We start from the raw sequence: 17,654 nt of genomic DNA, 5'->3' as shown, positions 1-17,654 counted from the left end.
ACACCCTTGCGGACGACCGCGCGGATGACTGCATTGAGACCGGGGCAGTCGCCCCCGCCGGTGAGAACACCGATACGCATCTCGATCCCTTTCGAGGGTGCATATGCCTAGCCCGTGGTGGAGCCCCGGAGAACCATGATCGGCGACGCTGCCGGCCCGGGGCGGGCCGCAATTGCGCACTGTATCGCCCCTAGCTGGGGTGTTTCCACTCGGCCCGGGCGAACCGCCGGCTACTTTCCGGTAACTTGCCGGAAACCTGTCATGGCGTGCCAGCGCGCGAGGTTGTGCCGGGCGTCGACCAGAGCGTCGTGCCGGGCGGCCTCGGCCGACGGCAGCGGCGGGCGGCCGGCGTCGTCCCACAGCTGACGCAGGTCCTTGGTGAACCGCGGGATGACTCTCGGCAAAGCCAACATCGGGCCCCAAAGCTGAGCGAGGGCGACATGGTCGTAGGCGGCGTACCAGGCCCACAGCTCCAGCTCGCCGTCCGGGTCACCCGCCAGCGGCTCGGTCAGGAACGCCAGGAGGTCGTCGCGGAGCCGCTCGCGCGAACGCCACGCGGGGTTGCCCGGCGACGGCAGCTTGTCCAGCACGTTCTTGCGTACCCAGGGAATCGCCTTGGTCGGGTCGAACTGGCTGGAGATCGCGTAGAACTCCCGGCCGTGCTCGTCCACGACCCCGATCGAGACGAGGTCGATGGTGATCCCGTCCTCGATGAACTCACAGTCGTAGAAGTAGCGGTACGGCATGAGTCCCCTTACTGTTCCGGCATGACCTTCTCGATCGTTGCGCGCTCCAGCGACGGGCTGGCCCACGGCGTCGCGGTGGCCAGCAAGTTCCTGGCCGCCGGTGCGGTCGTCCCGGCCGCGCAGGCCGGGGTCGGCGCGCTCGCCACCCAGTCCTACGCGAACCTGGCCTACCGTCCGCAGGGGCTCACACTACTGGGTACGCAGGTGGCGGCGGCGGAGGTCGTGGCCGGATTGACGGCGGCCGACCCGGGGCGCGACCAACGGCAGCTGGGCGTGGTCGGCAAGTTCGGCGAGGGGGCCACCTACACCGGTTCGGAGTGCCACGAGTGGGCCGGTGGCCTCGCCGGCGACGGGTACGCCGTCCAGGGCAACATCCTCACCGGACCGGAAGTCGTCGACGCGATGCGAGACGCCTTCCTGGCCAGCGAGCACGGTACGCCGGGCGACTCGGCGATGGCGTTGGCGCGACGGCTCGTGCGGGCGCTGAGCGCGGGAGACGCCGCTGGTGGCGACCGCCGGGGCCGGCAGAGCGCGGCGGTCTACGTCGTCGCTCCCGGCGCGGGATACGGCGGGACGAGTGACGTCGCCGTCGACCTCCGGGTGGACGACCACCCCGATCCGTGCGGCGAGCTGAGCCGCCTGCTGGACCTGCACGCGCTGCTCTTCGAGAAGGCCGACCCGGATTCGCTGCTCGACCTGTCCGGCGAGCTCGCCGACGAGGTACGCACCCTGCTGGCCGATCGCGGGCACACCGACGCCGACCTCGACGCCGCTTTGGCGGACTGGGCCGGGATCGAGAACCTCGAGGAACGCATGGTTCCCGGCAAGATCGACCCGATGGTGCTGGCCCACCTCCGCGAAAAGTCCTGACCCCGCCTCCAGCGCCCGCGAGCTGGATCAGGGATCCGGGTCGAATCTGGCGCAAGATTCGACCGAGATCCCTGATCCAGCGCGCAAAGCAGCGCTGAAGCGCCAGCGCGCAAAGCAGCGGGAAGCAGCGAAGTGGTCAGAAGAAGCGGTCAACGAGGGCCCGCCGGGCGTCCTCCAGCCCCTTGCGGTTGCCGTCGTCGTCGGAGCCGGTGACGTCCCCGTCGGCGATCCGCGCGGCGTACCAGTCGGCCTGCACGGCCCAGCGAAAGCGCAACAGCACCGGCAGCGCCGCTTCCAGCTCGGCGGCCGGAACCGGCCCGGCGGCTGCGTACGCCGCCAGGAACTCGCCGGCCCGCGCGGGGCCACCGGCGTACATGACGGCGCTGGCGACGTCGTAGACGAAGGGTCCGCCGCACGCGGATCCCCAGTCGATGACGCCGATCCGGCCGGTCGCCCGGTCGAGGAGGAACGCCTCGTAGAACGGGTCGCCATGCAGGGCGCCGACCGTCAGCCGATCGGTGACCTGCAACTTCGCCAAGGCGTGCATTGCGTCGGCGACGGCCGGGCGCAGCCAGTCCGCCAGATTCAGGTGCGGGGCGTCTTCGCGTACCCAGTGCCAGGGCGTCAATCCGGGAACGCTGACGTCGACGAGCATCCGATGGATGGAACCGAGGCGGTCGCCCCACCATTGCTGGTCGACCGGATCCGCCCCGTCGAGCGGGCGGCCCGTCACGTGTTCCAGCAACGCGAGCACGCCCGCGTCCACCGGTACGCACAACGACCCGTCCGCCGCGCGTACCGGCCGGCCCGCGTCCACTCCGGCCGAACAGAGGCGCTCGGCGAGCACCAGCCCCGCCTCGAAAGAGGTACGCATCCCGGGCGGGACCAGTTTGGCCACGTACCGGCGGGAGCCCGATCGCACCGACCAGGCGGCTGAGGTCATCCCTCCGGACAGTCGAGTGCAGCCGTCTGGAGGAAGATGCCATGCCGTGCGCAAGGCGGACCGCACCGTATCGTCAGCGGCCATGGAGGTTTCCTCGGCCGTCGCGCTTCGTGTGGGCGCTGTAGCGCCCCGTGCGTACGCGCATGGGCCGGATTATGGCACCCTCGCAGCAGATCCATCGCCGACGATAACCCGGGAGTGGCATGCATGACCGCCACCTGGGGGTGTACAACACCCGGTCGGCAGACGATGATCTGGGAGGGCGGCCACACCGGATCGGTGTGGCCCGTGGGGAAAGACCGGCAATGCTGAAGCCGGCGGGGAGGGGTGGCGCCGTGGAGATGCGGCTTCCGGAGCCGGCTGATGCGCTCACCGGTGTGGAGATGTTCGCGGGCCTGGAACCGGAGGCACGGCAGCGGCTCATCGCAGCCGCCGTGCCGCGCACGTACCGTCGCGGTCAACTGTTGTTCGTGGAGAACGATCCGGGCGAGTCCTTGATCGTGCTCAAGCGAGGCAGCGTGGCCGTGTTCCGCACAGCGCCGACCGGTGAACGCGCGGTGTTGTCGGTCATGCGCCCGCCGGACGTCTTCGGCGAAGTGTCGCTTCTGGACGGTTCGGCCCGGTCGGCCTCGGCCGAGGCGCTGGAGGACTGCTCCGCGCTCGCGTTGAGCCGGGGCGCCTTCATGGAGCTGGTCCACACGCATCCGCGCATCCTCGACGCGGTGATGCGGTCGCTAGGCGCGCTGATCCGTCGGCTCACCGACCAGAACGCCGACTACGTCTTCCTCGACCTGCCCGGTCGCGTCGCGAAGACGCTCGTCCGGCTGGCCGGCGAGAGCCAGGCTCCGATGATCACCATCGAGCTGAACCAGAGCCAGCTGGCCGAGATGGCGGGCGGCTCCCGGCAGAGCGTGAACCAGGCGATCGGCTCGTTCGCCAGCCGGGGCTGGCTGCGCACCGAGGGCCGGCGGATCGTGGTGACCGACCTGGCGTCGCTGCGCCGGCGGGCCGGCATGGCCGACCGCTGAGGTCCGGATCACCGAGATCGACGAAGGCCCGGTGGCAACCGCCGCCGGGCCTTCGTGACGAGGTCACTCGTCGTCAGAGCTCTCGTCGGCCGCACCCGGCCCCGACCAGTCCTCGGTCTCGGTCTCCTCGGCCGCGCCGGGACCCGACCACTCCGGACTCTGCTCCTCCGGCTCCTCGCCGGGACCAGACCACTCTTCGGGCTCGCTCATCGCTTGGACCACTCCTCTCTCTTCCAGTTCAGCGAGGGTGATCACATCGATGTCCACGACGTCACCGGCATGGTGGTCAACCCCGAACGGATCGGTCCACTCCGCCGCAAGTCGCACCAGCACCGGCCGCCTCCCTCGCGCCTAGCCCATCAGGCTGGCAGAACTGTATACATCGCGCCGAACTTTCGCGGCATGGAGTCGGTTTCCCTACAGCATGGCTTTGCCGGGCCAGGGCTTTCGCGGATACTGGACACCCCAAGCTTGGAGAAGACGATTTCTCTCACGTGCCCGACCTGCTCGCGTGCGGCCGGCCCGGAAGACAAGTTCTGCGGCGGCTGCGGCGTGAGCCTGGCCGTTTTCTGCCTCCAGTGTGGACGGCAGGCGGCACCGCAGGCGGCGTACTGCACGGGCTGCGGCACGCGCCTCGGTGCGCCGCCCACCGCTCCCCGCGAAGACCGCCGGATGGTCACCGTGCTCTTCGTCGACATGGTGGACTTCACGCCGTTCGCCGAGCAACTCGATCCCGAGCAGGTCCGGGGCACCCAACACGAGTACTTCAGCGTGGTCCGCCGAGTCGTCCGGCAACACGGTGGCGTACTGGAGAAGTACATCGGCGACGCGGTGATGGCGATCTTCGGCGCCCCGGTCGCGACCGAGAACGACGCGCTGCGGGCGGTCCGGGCCGGGCTGGAGGTGCAACGCGCGCTGACCCAGCAGGCGGGTCCGGTCGCCGACTTGTCCTTCCGGGTTGGCGTCGCCACCGGGCAAGCCCTCGTCGACGTCACCGCCGCCCGGGACGGCGGGCAGGCGATCGTCGCGGGCGACGTCGTCAATACGGCGGCCCGGCTGCAGGCGGCCTGCCCACCGGCCGGAGTCCTGGTCGACGAACTGACCTACGACGCCACCCACGGCGAGATCGAGTACGCCACCCAGCCGCCCGCGCAGCTCAAGGGCAAACGCTCGCTCAGCCACGTCTGGCTCGCCACCGCCGCCGGTCGACTGCGAGTCGGGGAACGAGACGAGTCCACGCCGATGGTCGATCGCGACCACGAACGCGGCATGCTGACCACCGCGTTGCATCGGATGATCGCCGACCGGGCGCCTCAGCTCGTCACCATCTTCGGCGTCGCCGGCATCGGCAAGAGCCGCCTGCTCCGGGAACTGTCCCGGTATGCCGCCCGCCTCCCGGGCCAGCACATCCGCTGGCTGGTCGGGCACTGCCCGCCGTTCGGCGAGAACGTCACGTACGCGGCGCTCGCCGAGATCGTCAAGGCCGAGGTCGGCGTACTGGACACCGATGACGACGAGACCGCCCGGGAACGCCTGTCGGCGGCCCTTTTCCGGCTGGGCGGCGACGGTGAGGCCGACCGCCTCGCCGACGCCATGGGCCCGCTGCTCGGCCTCGCCGGCTCGCGCTTGCCCCAGTCCGAGACCGAGTCGGCCTGGCGGCGCTTCCTCCAGCTGCTCGCCGCATCCGGCCCGACTGTGCTGCTCTTCGAGGACATGCATTGGGCCGACGAGGCGATGTTGCGGTTCGTGGAGATGCTGTGCGGCGCGGGCAAGGGACTGCCGCTCATGGTCGTGGCGACCGCCCGGCCCGAGCTCCGCGAGCGGCACCCCAGCTGGACCAGCGCCATCACCGGGGCCATCTCGATCTCGCTCGGGCCGATGCGCGACACCGACATCTCCACCATGTACGCGCAGATGTTCGGCCAGGCGACCTTCGCCACCGCCAGCCTCGATCCGCTGGTCGAACTGGCCGGTGGCAATCCGTTGTACGCGCACGAGTACGTCCGGATGCTCGTCGACCGAGGTGAGCTGCGCCCGGTCGGCCCGAGCTGGATGCTGGAGAGCGACGCGGCGACGCCCATGCCGCAGACCGTCCAGGCGGTCATCGCCAACCGGCTCGACCTGCTCGAACCGACCGATCGCGCGGTTCTCCAGGCAGCCGCGGTGGTGGGTACGCAATTCTGGCCGGGTGCCATCGCGGCCGCCTCCGGGCTCGCGATCGAACCGGTGATCCGGGCGCTGCACCGGTTGGAGCAACGCGACCTCGTCGTGGAGGTCGCCAGTTCCACGATGGCCGACGAGCCCGAATACGCCTTCCGCCACGTCCTCGTCCGCGACGTGTGCTACCAGCGGCTGCCTCGATCCGAGCGCGTGCATTGCCACCAGCGCACGGCGGACTGGCTGGACCGGACGACCGACGGGCGGCTGCAGGACGTCGCCGAGGTCCTCGCCAACCACCGTTGGGCGGCTCACGAGATCACCCGTACGCTCGGCCAGGATCCCGCGCCGTTCGCCCGGGCGGCTCGGGACGCGCTGCAGCTCGCCGCGCGTCGGGCGTACACGTTGCATGCTTTGGAGACCGCGCAGACCCTCATGGGCCGCGCCCTCGGTCTGAAGCTCGACCCGGATCCCGGCCTGGAGCTGCTCGCGGCCGAGATCGACTTCTACCGTGACGGTGACGCGTTCCTGAACGCGGGTGGGGTCGAGCGGCTGATCCGGCTGACCGAGCAGCTGGCGGAGGCAGGCGACGTGGCGGGGGCGGCGCGTGGCTGCACGTTGCTGGGCCAGGCGGCCTGGTCGCGGGCGGACCGCGCCGAGACGCTGCATTGGCTCGGCCGGGCGGTCGGCTACTTCGAAGGGCTGCCTGACAGCCCGCACATGATGGAGGCGCTGCTCGAACTGGCGCGAGCGCGCATGATGGACTTCGAGTTCGAACCGGCCATCGCCGCCGCGCGAGGCGCCGCCGACGCCGCACGCAGCTTGCGGCTGGCCGAGGCGGAGGCGAGCGCGCGCATCACCATCGAGACCGCCCGGTACATGGCCGGGGACGCCGATGCCCTGGACGAGCTGCACAGGGTGACCGACGACTGCCGCCGGGCGAAGCTCAGCAACTGGCGGCGCGCGGCGAGCAACCTGGCCTGGGCCTATCTCGAGGAGGGCGACGTCGCGGCCAACCTGCGGCTGCTCAGCGAGGTGCGCGCTAGCGTACGCGGCGGCGGCCACGCGTTGTCACCCAGCTACAACGAGCAGGCGCAAAGCTCGTACATGGCCGGGGACTGGCCGTCGGCGATCGGGGCGACCGCAGTCGTGATGCACCGCCCGACCGAGGAATGGGACCTCCACGCGATCGCGATCGGTGCCTGGATGCGAGTCCTCCGCGGCGAACCCGTCGAGAACGACGGCGAGGACCCGATCGAGACCGTGCTGACCGGGGCCCGCCGATCCGGATTCCACCGGGTCCTTCGATCGACGCTCGCCCATGCGGCCTTGTGCCGTGTCCTCCAGCTGCGGACCGGCGAGGCACAGGCCCTCCTCGACGAGTTGGACCGGGACTGGTCGCAGACGGAGATGATGGCGTTCGGCGAGTGGGTGGCATCGGCCGCGCACGCTGCCGCGCTGCTCGGCCCGGAGGCGTCCCGGAAGGCGCAGACGATGTTCGAGCGCTCCACTCGGCGTACGCCGTGGGTCGAGGCGGCGCTGTCGACCGTGGCCGGGGCGTTGGCCGACGATGCCGCCGAGGCGGGCGGGCACTACCTGGCGGCTGCGGCGCTCTACGCCAAGATCGGTACGCCGAGCGACGAAGTGCTGGCGTTGTCGGCGGCGTTGCGAGTACTCCCGGCGCGGGATCATCGCCGGCCCGAGGTGGAGCAGCAGGTACGCGCCTTCGCCGAGCGCAACGGCGCACCCAAGTTACTGCCGTGACAACCCCGTCAGACGGTGATCGGCTGGGGTGCCGGGGCCGGCTGCGCCTTGACCTTGGCGGCGTAGAGGTCGACGTATTCGCGTCCGGACAACTCCATGAGTTCATACATGATCTCGTCGGTGACGGCTCGTTCCACGAACCGCTCCCCCGCCATCCCTGCGTACCGGCTGAAGTCGAGCGGCGCACCGAAGCGGATCTTGACCCGCATGACCTTGGGGAGCACCTTGCCCGGCGGCTGGACCTCGTCGGCGTTGAGCATGGCCACCGGGATCACCGGAGCGCCGCTCTCCAGGGCGAGCCGGGCCACCCCGGTCTTGCCGCGGTAGAGCCGCCCGTCCGGGGAGCGGGTGCCCTCGGGATAGATCCCGGCCAGTTCCCCGCCCCGCAGTACGCGCAACTGCGTGTCGAGCGCCGCCTGGGCCGCCCGCCCACCGGACCGGTCCACCGGGATCGTGCCCGTGCCGACGAAGAACATCTTCTTGAGCCGGCCCTTGATGCCCTTCTCGGTGAAGTACTCCGCCTTCGCCACGAAGGTCACCTTCCGCGGCACCACCAGCGGCATGAAGATCGAGTCCGAGAAGGACAGATGGTTGCTGGCCAGAATCGCGGGGCCTTGCCGGGGCACGTTGTCGAGCCCTTCGACCTGCGGTCGGAACACCAGCCGCAGCACCGGGCCGAGGATGACGTACTTGAGCAGCCAGTAGAACACGTGGTCCTCTCCGTCACGTCGGCGTGCCTCAGTGATCCATGGCAGAGCCTATGCAGCGGATGCGGCACGCCACAACGCACTGCACAATCTCGCTCCGCCCGTGTCACACTGAAATGTCCCCGCGTCCGCCGCCCCGTCTTCCCACGGCCGGTCCGGCGCGACCACGTTCGACCTGAGGGAGGGCCTGATGTCTGTGGTCGGCGACCCTGACGGGCGCTCCTCGGATCAGGTGGATGCCGCTTTTGCGCAGATTGTCGCGGGGTACGACGCCGCGCCGGCTGAGGTGACCTGGCCCGAGAGCGAAGACCTCGCCCCTTCGTCCTCGTCGTCCCCATCGCCCGCTCCGGCGGAGCCGACCGGGCCGACCGGACCCGTCTTCCCGGCCAACGGGCCGATCCTCAATCGCCCCGAACCGTCGCTGCTCGACGGGCTCGACACGTTCGGCGCGGACCTGCCCGACGACGAGGAACCCTTCGTCCCGCCGCCCCCGCCGCCGCTGCCCCGGATCTCCGCCCAGGCGATCTTCGGCGCGATCGCGATCATCGCCGGGCTGGTGCTCTTCTTCAAGCCCGACCTGCTGCCACTCGGCGAACAGGCCGGGATGGTGCTCGGGCTGCTCGGCATCATCGGCGGCGCGGCGCTGCTGATCATGCGGCTGCGGCCGGGCGGCCCCGACGAGCCCGACCTCCCCGACGACGGCGCCGTCGTCTGACCGCACCACGGGTCAGTGGGATTTCTCGAGCCAGTCGAGGATGGCGTCGATCGGCTCCCGCCAGCGGGCGTCCAGCATCAGGTCATGGCCCATGCCTGGGAAGAGCAGCGGAGCTCCCCCGTACGCCCGGGCGGCGTCCTTCAAGGCGGCCGGTGAGACGATCTTGTCGTCCGGGCTGCCCACCACCAGCACGGGCGGGTCGCCGACGGCCCGTTCCGGGGTGGCTCCGCGCAACAACTGCCACTGCGCCCGCGTACTGGCCCGGCCGAGGCGCTTGGCGTACGCGCGCGCGGCGGCGGCCGGCAGTTCCCGGCTGAACAGCTGATTCGCGGGCAGACGCAGTCCACCGCCGAACAGGGCGGGCAGCACCAGCCCGGGGTTGCGCAGTGCGGCCGAGACTCCGCCCAGCACCGGCGACAGCAGCACCGCCGCCCGAGCGGGATACCGGGCCAGCGCATGCGTGACGACGAGCGCTCCGGCGCCGTGCCCGGCGATGACCGCCTTGCGGGGCAGACTGGCAGCGACCTGCACGACGTCGTGGGCGTACGCCCGGAGATCCGCCTTGCGGCTCGCTTCGCTCGCCCCGTGCCCGCGCGGGCTCACGGCGTACGCCGGAAAACCGCGCGACGCCGTGTGCTCGAGCCAGTGCTCGGCGTACGCCCAGGCGCCGTGACCGAAGCCGGGCACGAACAACACCGGCGGCCGACCCTCGTCGAGCTCGGGCGTGGCGCTGAGCACCTCCCGGCGTACCGGGGCGACCGGGTGGGCCCATTCGTCGAGCCGCAGCACCGAGACGGTCATCGGGATCCTTCCAGGGTGTCGAGGGCCCGCTGCAGTTCGCGCAGGTAGAGACCGTGGCTGACCTCGAACCAGTGCCGGGTCGAGTCGGTGGTACGCCCTTCGTGCCAAGTCCCGGCCGCTTCCTTCTCGACGCGGCGGCCGAATTCGGCGGCCCGCTGGGGCGCGGACTGACGGGCTCGGAGGTAGCGGGCGAAGACGACGGACTGCCAATGCGCGAGCGGGAACACTCCGGCGTCGGGCTGCACAAGCCCGGCCACCGCTAGCGTCGGGTGGCGACGCGGGAAGGTGTGCAGGTACAGCGTGGGTTTGCCACGCTGGTCGATGCCGAGCAGCTCCGGTTCCAGGAAGTCGAACCGGGGCAGGTAGCCGGTGGCGAGCACGACCAGATCGGGCTCGATCTGCCGGCCATCGCGAAGCTCCACGGAGTTCCGGTGGAACCGGGCGATCTCCGGCACCGGCGTGATGCCGCCGTGGCCGACGTAGTAGAGCAGTTGGCTGTTGACGACCGGATGGCTCTGGTAGACCTTGTGATCCGGCTTGGGCAGCCCGAACCGGGTCACGTCGCCGACCGCCAGCTTCAGCGTCCGGTGAGCGAACCATTGGCGTACGCGCATCGGGGCCCGAAGGGCCAGCAACTGGTCGTTGACCTGGTCGGTCGGGCGGCCCAGCACGTACTTCGGGGCGTACCAGTAACCGCGGCGGGTGGAGTGCCAGCAACGGGCGGCCTGCTGCGCCGCCTCGACGGCGATGTCGCAGCCGGTGTTGCCGCCGCCCACGACGAGAACCCGGCGGCCGCGCAACTGAGCGGAGTCCTTGTACGCGTTCGCATGCAGCACGGTGCCGCGATAGTCGTCCAGCCCCTCGTACTCGGGCATCTTCGGCGACCAGTTGTGCCCGTTGGCGACGATCACTCCGGCGTACCGGTGGATGCGCTCGGCCCCGCCGTATTTGCTGGTGCTGCGGGTGGTCACGTCCCAGCGCCCGTTGTCGGCCGGCTCGACCTTCACCACTTCGGTGCCGAACCAGATGTGCGGCCGCAGCTCGAAGTGGTCGGCGTACCGCTCCAAATAGGACAGCACGAGCGCGTGGTGGGGGTAGTCCGGCCACTCGTCCGGCATCGGGAAGTCGGGGAACTGGGTGAGCGGCTTCGACGAGATCAGGTGCGTGCTCGCGTACACCGGGCTGCGGTCGTGCCGCCAGTTCCACGCGCCGCCGACGCCGGTCTCCCGCTCGTAGCAGTCGACCCCGAACCCGGCTTCCTTGAGGTTCTTGATCGCGGTCAGCCCGCTCGGTCCGGCTCCGATGACGCAGACCGTCTCACCGCGGTCGTAAACCGGCCAGCCGTCCCGCCACAGCGTGGTCCCGGTGAGTTCGCCGCCGAAGTCCTGGTCCACGCTCACCGGTTCGCTCCCTCTCGCCGCGCGGGCAGGGGTGACGGCAGGACGCTCGCGCGCTGCCGCGTTTGCGCGACGCGAGGCATTTTCGCGGGCGAGCGCCCTGTTTGTCCACCCCTACCGGCGCGCCGGAGGCGCTGTTGGCATGCCGCGCTTGAGCAGCGTGTTCTCGGCCGCCGTCCAGGCCGTCGTGGTCAGCAACGCCAGGACCGCCGCCAGCGGCAGCCAGATCGCGCTGATCAGCACGGTGAACGGCAAGACGCGGGGCAAGGCCGCAAGCAATCCGGTGGGCGGCGGGTCCGACAGCGCCATCAGGCGCGCGGATCGCCGCGACATCAGCCACGCGACCGACGCCAGCGCCGCGAACAATACGACGAACGACAATATGGATACGCCGAGAGCACCGAAATCCGCGACGAACCGGGCACTCAGCGGAGCCCCGAACAGGGTGTCCGAAAGCAGCGCGTTCGGCTGTCCGCCGATCTGCGAACTGTTGTAGAGATGGAACAACACGATGAAGAAGGGCGTCTGCGCCAGCAGCGGGAGGAACCCGGCGAATGGCGAGATCCCCTCGGCCCGGTGGAGTTCGAGGGTCTTCTCCATGAGCTTGGCCGGGTCGTCGGCGTACTTCTTGCGGAGGGGCGCGAGCTTCGGCCCGAGCGCTGCTTTCGCGCGCTCTGTGCGTATCGCCGAGCGGGTGAGCGGATGCAACGCGAGCCGGAGGAAGGCCGTGGCCAGGACTATCGCGGCGGCCGTGCCACCCACCGGAGTGAGCAGCGCCGCGAGATGGACGAGCAGATTTTGCGCGGCCTGAGCCGCGCTGTCGATCGGATGCATGGTTGCGAGCCCCTTGACGGGAGAGAAAGCCTGACGGTGGACGCTTTCCGCGGCGAAGCGGCAGGTCAGGCGGACGGGGCTCGGGGGCGCGCGCGACCGGGGGCGTCGGGATCGGTGAGCCGCAGCGGGGTCTCGCGCCGCTCCCAGCGCCGCATGGTCTGGCGGGCGCGGACGGGAACGGGGGCGGACCGGCGGGCGAGCTGGACCGCGACGATCGTGACGACGGCCGCGGCGGCCAGACCGCCCACGAGCGCGCCGAGCGCAGTCGGACCGGCGAACCCGGCCGCGACCACGGTCAGGCCCAGGAGGGCGAAGACCCAGCGGTACGTGGCCACGACGGACATGCGCTCAACGGTAGCGCGACGCGGCAACCCTCGGTCCTCTATCGGTCGGCGAACCAGCTGGAGTACTCCCGGAGCGCGGTCTCGACGACGGCGAGCATCTGCTCTCGCTGCGGAATCGGGCGATCGAAGTGGTCGTCGGGGGCGTACCAGGGCATCGCCTGCACACCGAGACTGAGCTGGAGGTAGAGCGCCCGCAGCCAGTTCAGCGAGTTGATCCAGGCGCAGGCCTCCGGGTCGAGGTCCACCCGCAAGCGCTGCCGCCCGAGCGTATGCAGCGAGGCGACGACGTCGTTCAGATCCGCCGCCGACAGGTCGCCCCGATGCAGGAGCGCCATCGTCGCGTACGCGAGCCGGTCGTCCTCGGAGGCGAGCAGCGCCCAGCCGTCGGTGGTACGCAACCGGATCACCACGCTGCCGAGCAGTGCCCGCGCTTGGGCCGTGCCGAGGAGGCGGCTGCGCGCCAGCGAGGCGATCGCGTCGGCGCCGTGCGCGAGCGCATGCGCCCACCCGCGCTGGGCGTCCACCGCGCCCCGCAAGTCGCCTTCCAGCTCCCACCACATGGTGAAGCCGCCGATCCAGCGCTGCAGGTCGGCCGGGCCGAGGCGGCGTACGGCGTTGTCGCGTTCCACGACGAGACCCAGCACCACCGCCGAGAAACTGCGCCCGAAGACGGAGTCGGTGCCGACCTCCCCGATGCCGCGCAGCAGCCCGGCCGCCATCCGGTCGCCCAGCCCGGGCAGGTCGTGGTCACAGAGACCGAGCTGGATCCACTCCCCCAGGATCTCGAAGGCGAGATCGTCGCGGAGTCGGGAGTCGGCGTACGTGAGCATGTGCTCCAGCTCGGCGATCAGCTCGTCCAGCGGATAGCCGGCAGGCGGCCGGAAGCCATCGTCCTTGATCCGCTGCCACAGCGTCACGTCGGCCATGAGGCAGCACATTAGATGATCACCCGGCTGGCGTATAGAGCACGGCTGCCGGGTGTTACCGGGCTGCGCCGATTCCGATCATCGCTGCGAGGCCGAGTGCGCTGCGTGGGGCGTACGCCGTCCGCCACAATCCGCCGTGGGCGGCCGAATGCGCCTCCTCCTGCCAGACGTGCTCCTGCGGCGGCAGCGGATTGTGCAGATCATGCACGAGGAGGGCCGCCATCAGGGTGTTCGCCGTCGCCGGTTCGAACACCTCGACGCCGAAGACGTGCGCTCCGGCGTACGCCGCTGCCAGGGCTCGGTTCTTCACGACTGATCGCGTACGCGTCGGCGGGGCGACGGTGAAGCTGACCGGGGTCCCCGCCGACCGGGCGACCGCCGCCCGCCACCGTTGCAGCCGCTTGGCCAGGGCGTAGTTCGGCCCCTGCTGGGCCACGAGGCTGTCACAGATCCCGGGATCGGCGCCCGGGGCGTAGTTCCGCCGCAGCAACTTGCCCGCCGAGAGCAGCCGGACCGGCTGGCGCAGCGTCTTGAGCAGCGAAGACCGCTGATAATTCCGTTCGGCCTGCGCCACCGCCTCGCCCGGTACGGCGAACGCATCCGTCGGCGTCGCCAGAAACGCCAGCGCCAGATCGTCCCGCTCGTCGAGGAGATACGTCGTCAACGCATCGACTGCGACCGACACGCGGACGTTGGTCGCGCCATCGGCGTACACGTAATTGCCCAGCACCAGATCGCCCTCCTTACCGGCGAGCCACCGGGCGACGGCGGGCAGGTCGTGCAGCAGATCCGCACCGGGATCGCCATCCGGGCCCATCGGGACGTGCAGGCGACCGGCGTACCGGCGTGTGGTGGCGGCGAGGCGCTCCCAGATCGCCGGACGCGGCAGGTCGACCGCGACCACGTCGGCGCCCCAGCGCAGCAGCGAATGGACCGGGCCCATCTCGGCGCCCGCCCCGAGCACGGCGATCCGCCGTTCGTCGAGCGCGAGCCAGTCCGGATTCGCCAGCACCATACGCACAGCGTCAGCGCACGATGGCTCGACGACACCCGCTTCGACCCACTTGTCGAGCTGCCGCCGCAGCTCATCTCCGGCGAGCCGGTGCCCTCGATAGGGCAGCGTCAGCTCCTTCTCGCGCTCGCCTTCGCCGCTCTGGACGGTGGTTGTCAGCTCGGTGTGGGTCCTTTCCATGGCTTCGTCGATGCGGATTTCGTCGCCGTCGGCGGTGATCACCCGCATCCGGTCGTGGAGTTCCCGCAATCCGTCGTACGCACTCCGCCTGGCCGCCGCTCCGGAGGTCAGCCCGGCCTCGATCTGCCGCCGGAAATGCCCGATGTACTGCGACCGCCACCCGGTCTCCTGCTCGGCCGCCCGCGCCCCGACCGGATCGACCTCGCGCAAGGCGGCCGCCACCACCGCCCGCCCGAGCGCGGAGGTGCTGCGGTTGCCCGCGTCGTCGCTGACCGGAAACACCACACCACTCGTCACGGGGGCACCCTATCCGCCGACCTCTCCCTTTCCGCCCCACCTTTCCGCGCGACCCTTTCCGCGCGATCATGAACTTTCGGCCTTGATCAACCGGCGTGTCGCGTCTCAGAGACCCTGATCGTTCCCCTCCGGGCCTGATCGACTCCGACCCGCGCACTACTCCGCTCAAGATCATGTGCCGGCGGTATGCCGAAAGGCACTCTCAAACGCAGATCGGCGGCACATGATCAACGAAATCGGCCTGGGAACGCATACGTCGGGCACTTGATGCCCGGGGTTGTCGGGCTGGGCCTCTCGATGGAAGCAAGGTCTTGACATCGCCGCAGGTCAGGCGTAGTTTTATTGGTGAAGCCCGACATTTCTGGAAAGTCAGAAAAGCCGGGCTTCCTGCATGTCCAGCCCCGCCAAACACCCTTCCGCCGGCCGGTCCTACGCCATCCCCGCCCGAGCCGTACGCATCGCAGGTCGGTCGCTCTCGCTGGTCGTCGGCGGCCGACGATCATGGGGCGCGGACGCTACAAGATCGTCGGCTGCCGACGATCGACGCAGTAATACGCCCACGAATGTCGGAAGCCGACGATCATGGCGGCGCGGACCGCCAAGTGCAAGGCCAGCCGAGCCGGGAGCGCGGTGGCAGCCGAGCCGCGGACCGGCCGGGCAGCCGACGGGTCAGAGGATCAGGTCGGCGACGAGCGGAAAGTGGTCGGAAGCCCGAAGCGTCAGCGGCCCCCGCTCGACCCGGTACGCCGAGACGCCCACCGAAGGGCTGACTGCGATGGTGTCGATCCGCCGGTTCGGACCGCGGCACGGGAAGGTGTCGCCGCCGTCCACCCCGAGGTCGGTGCGGCCCTGATGCACCAGGTCCCAGCTCACCGACCCGGGCACGTCGTTGAGGTCCGCGCCCAGGATCACCGGACCGTCCACCGAGGCGAGCGCCTGACGTAGCAGCAGCGCCTGCGACGGCCGCTCTTCGTCGTCAGTGGACAGATGCGCGCCGGCCAGGGTAAACGTCACTCCGCCCACCGAGCATCGGGCGAACGCCGCGCCGCGCATGTGGCGCCCCGGCTTCAGCGGGAAGCGCACTTCCCATGCGTCTAGGCGGCGTACTCGGAGGCTGGTGAGGATGACGTTGCCCAGCGCGGGCAGGCCACCCGCCACCACGACCAGCCCGAACGAGCTCGCGAGCGCCGCCGCCTTCGTGCGCCAGCGGAAACGCCGCGGTCCCTCCTGCATGATCAGGACATCCGGCTCCAGGCCGCGAACCACGGCGGCCAGCGCGTCACGATCGTCTCGCGACGAGTGGATGTTGTACGCGACTACGCGCAGTCCGACGCCCATCCCGGGAGCGTAAGACCTACTAGCTGCGCGCCAAATCGGCCGCGCCGACGATGCCCGCGAGGTTGCCCATCTTCGCCGGGCGTACCTCGGCGATCGGCGACTTCGCACGCTGCGCGAGCTGCTCCTGATAGGACACCAAGGCCGGCTTCATGAGCAGGTCGCCGGCCTCGACGACACCGCCGCCCACCACGATCACCTGCGGGTCGAGGAGCTGGACCATGTCGGCCATCGCGACACCGAGCCAAGTCCCGGCCTGCCGGAAGGCGTCGATGGCGAGCGCGTCGCCGGACAGTGCCGCCTCGGTCACCATCGGCCCGGTGATCGCGCCGACGTCACCGCCGGCCTGGTCCAGCAGGGCGGCTCCGGCCGCGGTGTCGTCCTTCACGCCGGTCTGGGCGTACCGGACCAGGGCGCTGCCGGAGGCGTACTGCTCGATGCAGCCGTGGCGGCCGCAGCCGCAGGGGTGCCCACCCGGGACCGCCTGGACGTGCCCGAGTTCGGCGGCGATGCCGTGCGCGCCCCGGATCAGGCGGCCGCCCAAGATGATGCCGCCGCCGATGCCGGTGCCGATGGTGAACAGCACCATCGAGTCGGCGGCGTCTTCGGCTGCGCCGTAGCGGAACTCGGCCCACGCGGCGACGTTCGCGTCGTTCTCGACGATGACGGGCAACCCGGTGCCCGCGCTCACCGCGTCGCGCAGCGGCTCGTCGCGCCAGGCCAGGTTCGGAGCGAACAGCACAGTCGACCGGTCGGCGTCGATCCACCCGGCCGCGCCGATGCCGACGGCGTCGATCTGCCGGTCCTCGGCGAGCTCCCGGACCACCTCGACGATCACGTCCCGCGTACGCGCCACGTCGTCGGCGGGCGTGGGGCGGCGAGTCGTCGCGAGCACCTTGCCGGTCTCGTCGACGATGCCGCCGAGCACCTTGGTCCCGCCGATGTCCACGCCGATGGTCAGTCCCACGCCAAACCCCTCATTCCCGCGAGTACGCGCGTTCACCTTATCCGTTGTCGTCGGGACGCGGCCTGGGCATGGCCTTCTTGGCGGGCTTCTTGGGCGCTGCCTTCTTCGGCGGGACTTCTTCCTGGTCAGCGGCCGGCTTGCCGGAGGTCTTCCGGGGTGCGACCGCCTTCTTCGCGATCGCCTTCTTCGCCACTTTCTTCGCGGTTGTCCGGCTTGCCGGGCTCGTCGGCGATGCCGAGCCGCCCGAAGCAGCCGACCCCGCCTGCGCAGCGGAGTCGCCCGAAGCAGCCGAACCGCTTGAAGCAGCCGAGGACGAAGAAGCCGGCGAAGGCTCTTCGGCCGTCGCGGACCGCCACGGATCGGCGTCGGCCGCCTCGCGCGTCCCGGACAGGTTGCGCAGCAGGCTGGCCAACCCCACGGCGAGGTCGCCCGCACCGGTCGCGAGCCGCTCGACGAACTGCGGATCGGGGTCGCGGACCGCCTCGATCAGCTTGCAGAAGGGGCAGACGCAGCAGGCGGCGCTGCCGGTGGCCAGCTCAGGATGGTTGCCGGCGGCCAGGGAGGCGACGGCCAGCGCCGCCGCGACCAACCGCTCGGCCTCCTGACGGGCGGTCGAGGGCTCGGTGAACAC

18 protein-coding genes are annotated in these 17,654 nt (G+C 70.5%); 4 read left to right on the top strand and 14 right to left on the bottom strand.

Features of this window, described 5'->3' with window-relative positions:
• A partial coding sequence (locus HOV77_RS28455) for a 6-phosphofructokinase (protein WP_290867178.1) occupies positions 1-80 on the bottom strand: 80 nt, incomplete at its 3' end.
• Positions 81-230: 150 nt separating this feature from the next.
• Entirely contained in the window at positions 231-746 is a 516-nt protein-coding gene (locus HOV77_RS28450; protein WP_290867162.1) for a polyadenylate-specific 3'-exoribonuclease AS, read from the bottom strand.
• A gap of 21 nt (positions 747-767) precedes the next feature.
• On the opposite strand from HOV77_RS28450, the gene HOV77_RS28445 reads away from it, so the two are divergent.
• Positions 768-1,616 carry a DUF1028 domain-containing protein gene (locus HOV77_RS28445; protein WP_290867159.1) on the top strand — a complete coding sequence of 283 codons (849 nt, stop codon included), beginning with the start codon at positions 768-770 and terminating at the stop codon, positions 1,614-1,616.
• Positions 1,617-1,752: 136 nt separating this feature from the next.
• Here HOV77_RS28445 and HOV77_RS28440 read toward each other — a convergent pair whose 3' ends face one another.
• Entirely contained in the window at positions 1,753-2,559 is an 807-nt protein-coding gene (locus HOV77_RS28440) for a phosphotransferase (protein WP_290867156.1), read from the bottom strand.
• A 335-nt stretch (positions 2,560-2,894) separates the two neighbouring features.
• Between HOV77_RS28440 and HOV77_RS28435 the strand changes: the two genes are divergently transcribed.
• Positions 2,895-3,587, top strand: a complete 693-nt coding sequence (locus HOV77_RS28435) for a Crp/Fnr family transcriptional regulator (protein WP_290867153.1) — start codon at positions 2,895-2,897, stop codon at positions 3,585-3,587.
• Between the two features lie 63 nt (positions 3,588-3,650).
• On the opposite strand, the gene HOV77_RS28430 is transcribed toward HOV77_RS28435, so the two are convergent.
• Positions 3,651-3,920, bottom strand: a complete 270-nt coding sequence (locus HOV77_RS28430; RefSeq protein ID WP_290867150.1) for a hypothetical protein — start codon at positions 3,918-3,920, stop codon at positions 3,651-3,653.
• Between HOV77_RS28430 and HOV77_RS28425 the strand changes: the two genes are divergently transcribed.
• Positions 3,867-7,508, top strand: a complete 3,642-nt coding sequence (locus HOV77_RS28425) for an adenylate/guanylate cyclase domain-containing protein (protein WP_363261113.1) — start codon at positions 3,867-3,869, stop codon at positions 7,506-7,508. The two genes, HOV77_RS28430 and HOV77_RS28425, sit on opposite strands and share 54 nt — an antisense overlap.
• A gap of 8 nt (positions 7,509-7,516) precedes the next feature.
• On the opposite strand, the gene HOV77_RS28420 is transcribed toward HOV77_RS28425, so the two are convergent.
• On the bottom strand, positions 7,517-8,218 hold the full coding sequence (locus HOV77_RS28420) for a lysophospholipid acyltransferase family protein (protein ID WP_290867145.1): 702 nt from the start codon (positions 8,216-8,218) through the stop codon (positions 7,517-7,519).
• Positions 8,219-8,405: 187 nt separating this feature from the next.
• Between HOV77_RS28420 and HOV77_RS28415 the strand changes: the two genes are divergently transcribed.
• Positions 8,406-8,930, top strand: coding sequence for a hypothetical protein (locus HOV77_RS28415; RefSeq protein WP_290867142.1), 525 nt, complete (start codon positions 8,406-8,408; stop codon positions 8,928-8,930).
• Between the two features lie 12 nt (positions 8,931-8,942).
• Here the strand turns inward: HOV77_RS28415 and HOV77_RS28410 are convergent, their stop codons facing one another.
• The 9 genes from HOV77_RS28410 to HOV77_RS28370 all read right to left on the bottom strand — a co-directional run bounded on the left by HOV77_RS28410 (position 8,943) and on the right by HOV77_RS28370 (position 17,654).
• The gene (locus HOV77_RS28410) at positions 8,943-9,737 is read right to left on the bottom strand and encodes an alpha/beta fold hydrolase (RefSeq protein ID WP_290867175.1); all 795 of its coding nucleotides are present in this window, start codon (positions 9,735-9,737) and stop codon (positions 8,943-8,945) included.
• Positions 9,728-11,125 (bottom strand): NAD(P)-binding domain-containing protein, encoded by a 1,398-nt coding sequence (locus HOV77_RS28405; protein WP_290867173.1) that lies wholly within the window; start codon positions 11,123-11,125, stop codon positions 9,728-9,730. Before HOV77_RS28405 ends, HOV77_RS28410 begins: the two co-directional genes overlap by 10 nt.
• Before the next feature lie 117 nt (positions 11,126-11,242).
• Positions 11,243-11,962: a membrane protein insertase YidC gene (yidC, locus tag HOV77_RS28400; RefSeq protein WP_290867139.1), complete on the bottom strand. Its 720-nt coding sequence runs from the start codon at positions 11,960-11,962 to the stop codon at positions 11,243-11,245.
• A gap of 65 nt (positions 11,963-12,027) precedes the next feature.
• Positions 12,028-12,306, bottom strand: coding sequence for a DUF6412 domain-containing protein (locus HOV77_RS28395; RefSeq protein ID WP_290867136.1), 279 nt, complete (start codon positions 12,304-12,306; stop codon positions 12,028-12,030).
• A gap of 38 nt (positions 12,307-12,344) precedes the next feature.
• On the bottom strand, positions 12,345-13,232 hold the full coding sequence (locus tag HOV77_RS28390; protein WP_290867133.1) for a DUF2785 domain-containing protein: 888 nt from the start codon (positions 13,230-13,232) through the stop codon (positions 12,345-12,347).
• A gap of 55 nt (positions 13,233-13,287) precedes the next feature.
• Positions 13,288-14,721 carry a hypothetical protein gene (locus HOV77_RS28385; protein ID WP_290867130.1) on the bottom strand — a complete coding sequence of 478 codons (1,434 nt, stop codon included), beginning with the start codon at positions 14,719-14,721 and terminating at the stop codon, positions 13,288-13,290.
• A gap of 669 nt (positions 14,722-15,390) precedes the next feature.
• Complete coding sequence (locus HOV77_RS28380) at positions 15,391-16,059, bottom strand: endonuclease/exonuclease/phosphatase family protein (RefSeq protein WP_290867126.1); 669 nt, start codon at positions 16,057-16,059, stop codon at positions 15,391-15,393.
• 19 nt (positions 16,060-16,078) lie between these two features.
• Positions 16,079-17,023 carry an ROK family glucokinase gene (locus tag HOV77_RS28375; protein ID WP_290867124.1) on the bottom strand — a complete coding sequence of 315 codons (945 nt, stop codon included), beginning with the start codon at positions 17,021-17,023 and terminating at the stop codon, positions 16,079-16,081.
• 37 nt (positions 17,024-17,060) lie between these two features.
• Positions 17,061-17,654 carry a hypothetical protein gene (locus HOV77_RS28370; RefSeq protein ID WP_290867122.1) on the bottom strand — a complete coding sequence of 198 codons (594 nt, stop codon included), beginning with the start codon at positions 17,652-17,654 and terminating at the stop codon, positions 17,061-17,063.

Origin of the sequence: Hamadaea sp., from assembly GCF_013362815.1 — a bacterium.
Lineage (GTDB): Bacteria > Actinomycetota > Actinomycetes > Mycobacteriales > Micromonosporaceae > Hamadaea.
The sequence above is the reverse complement of the archived record's forward strand: the minus strand, read 5'-3'. Positions and strand labels throughout refer to the sequence as shown.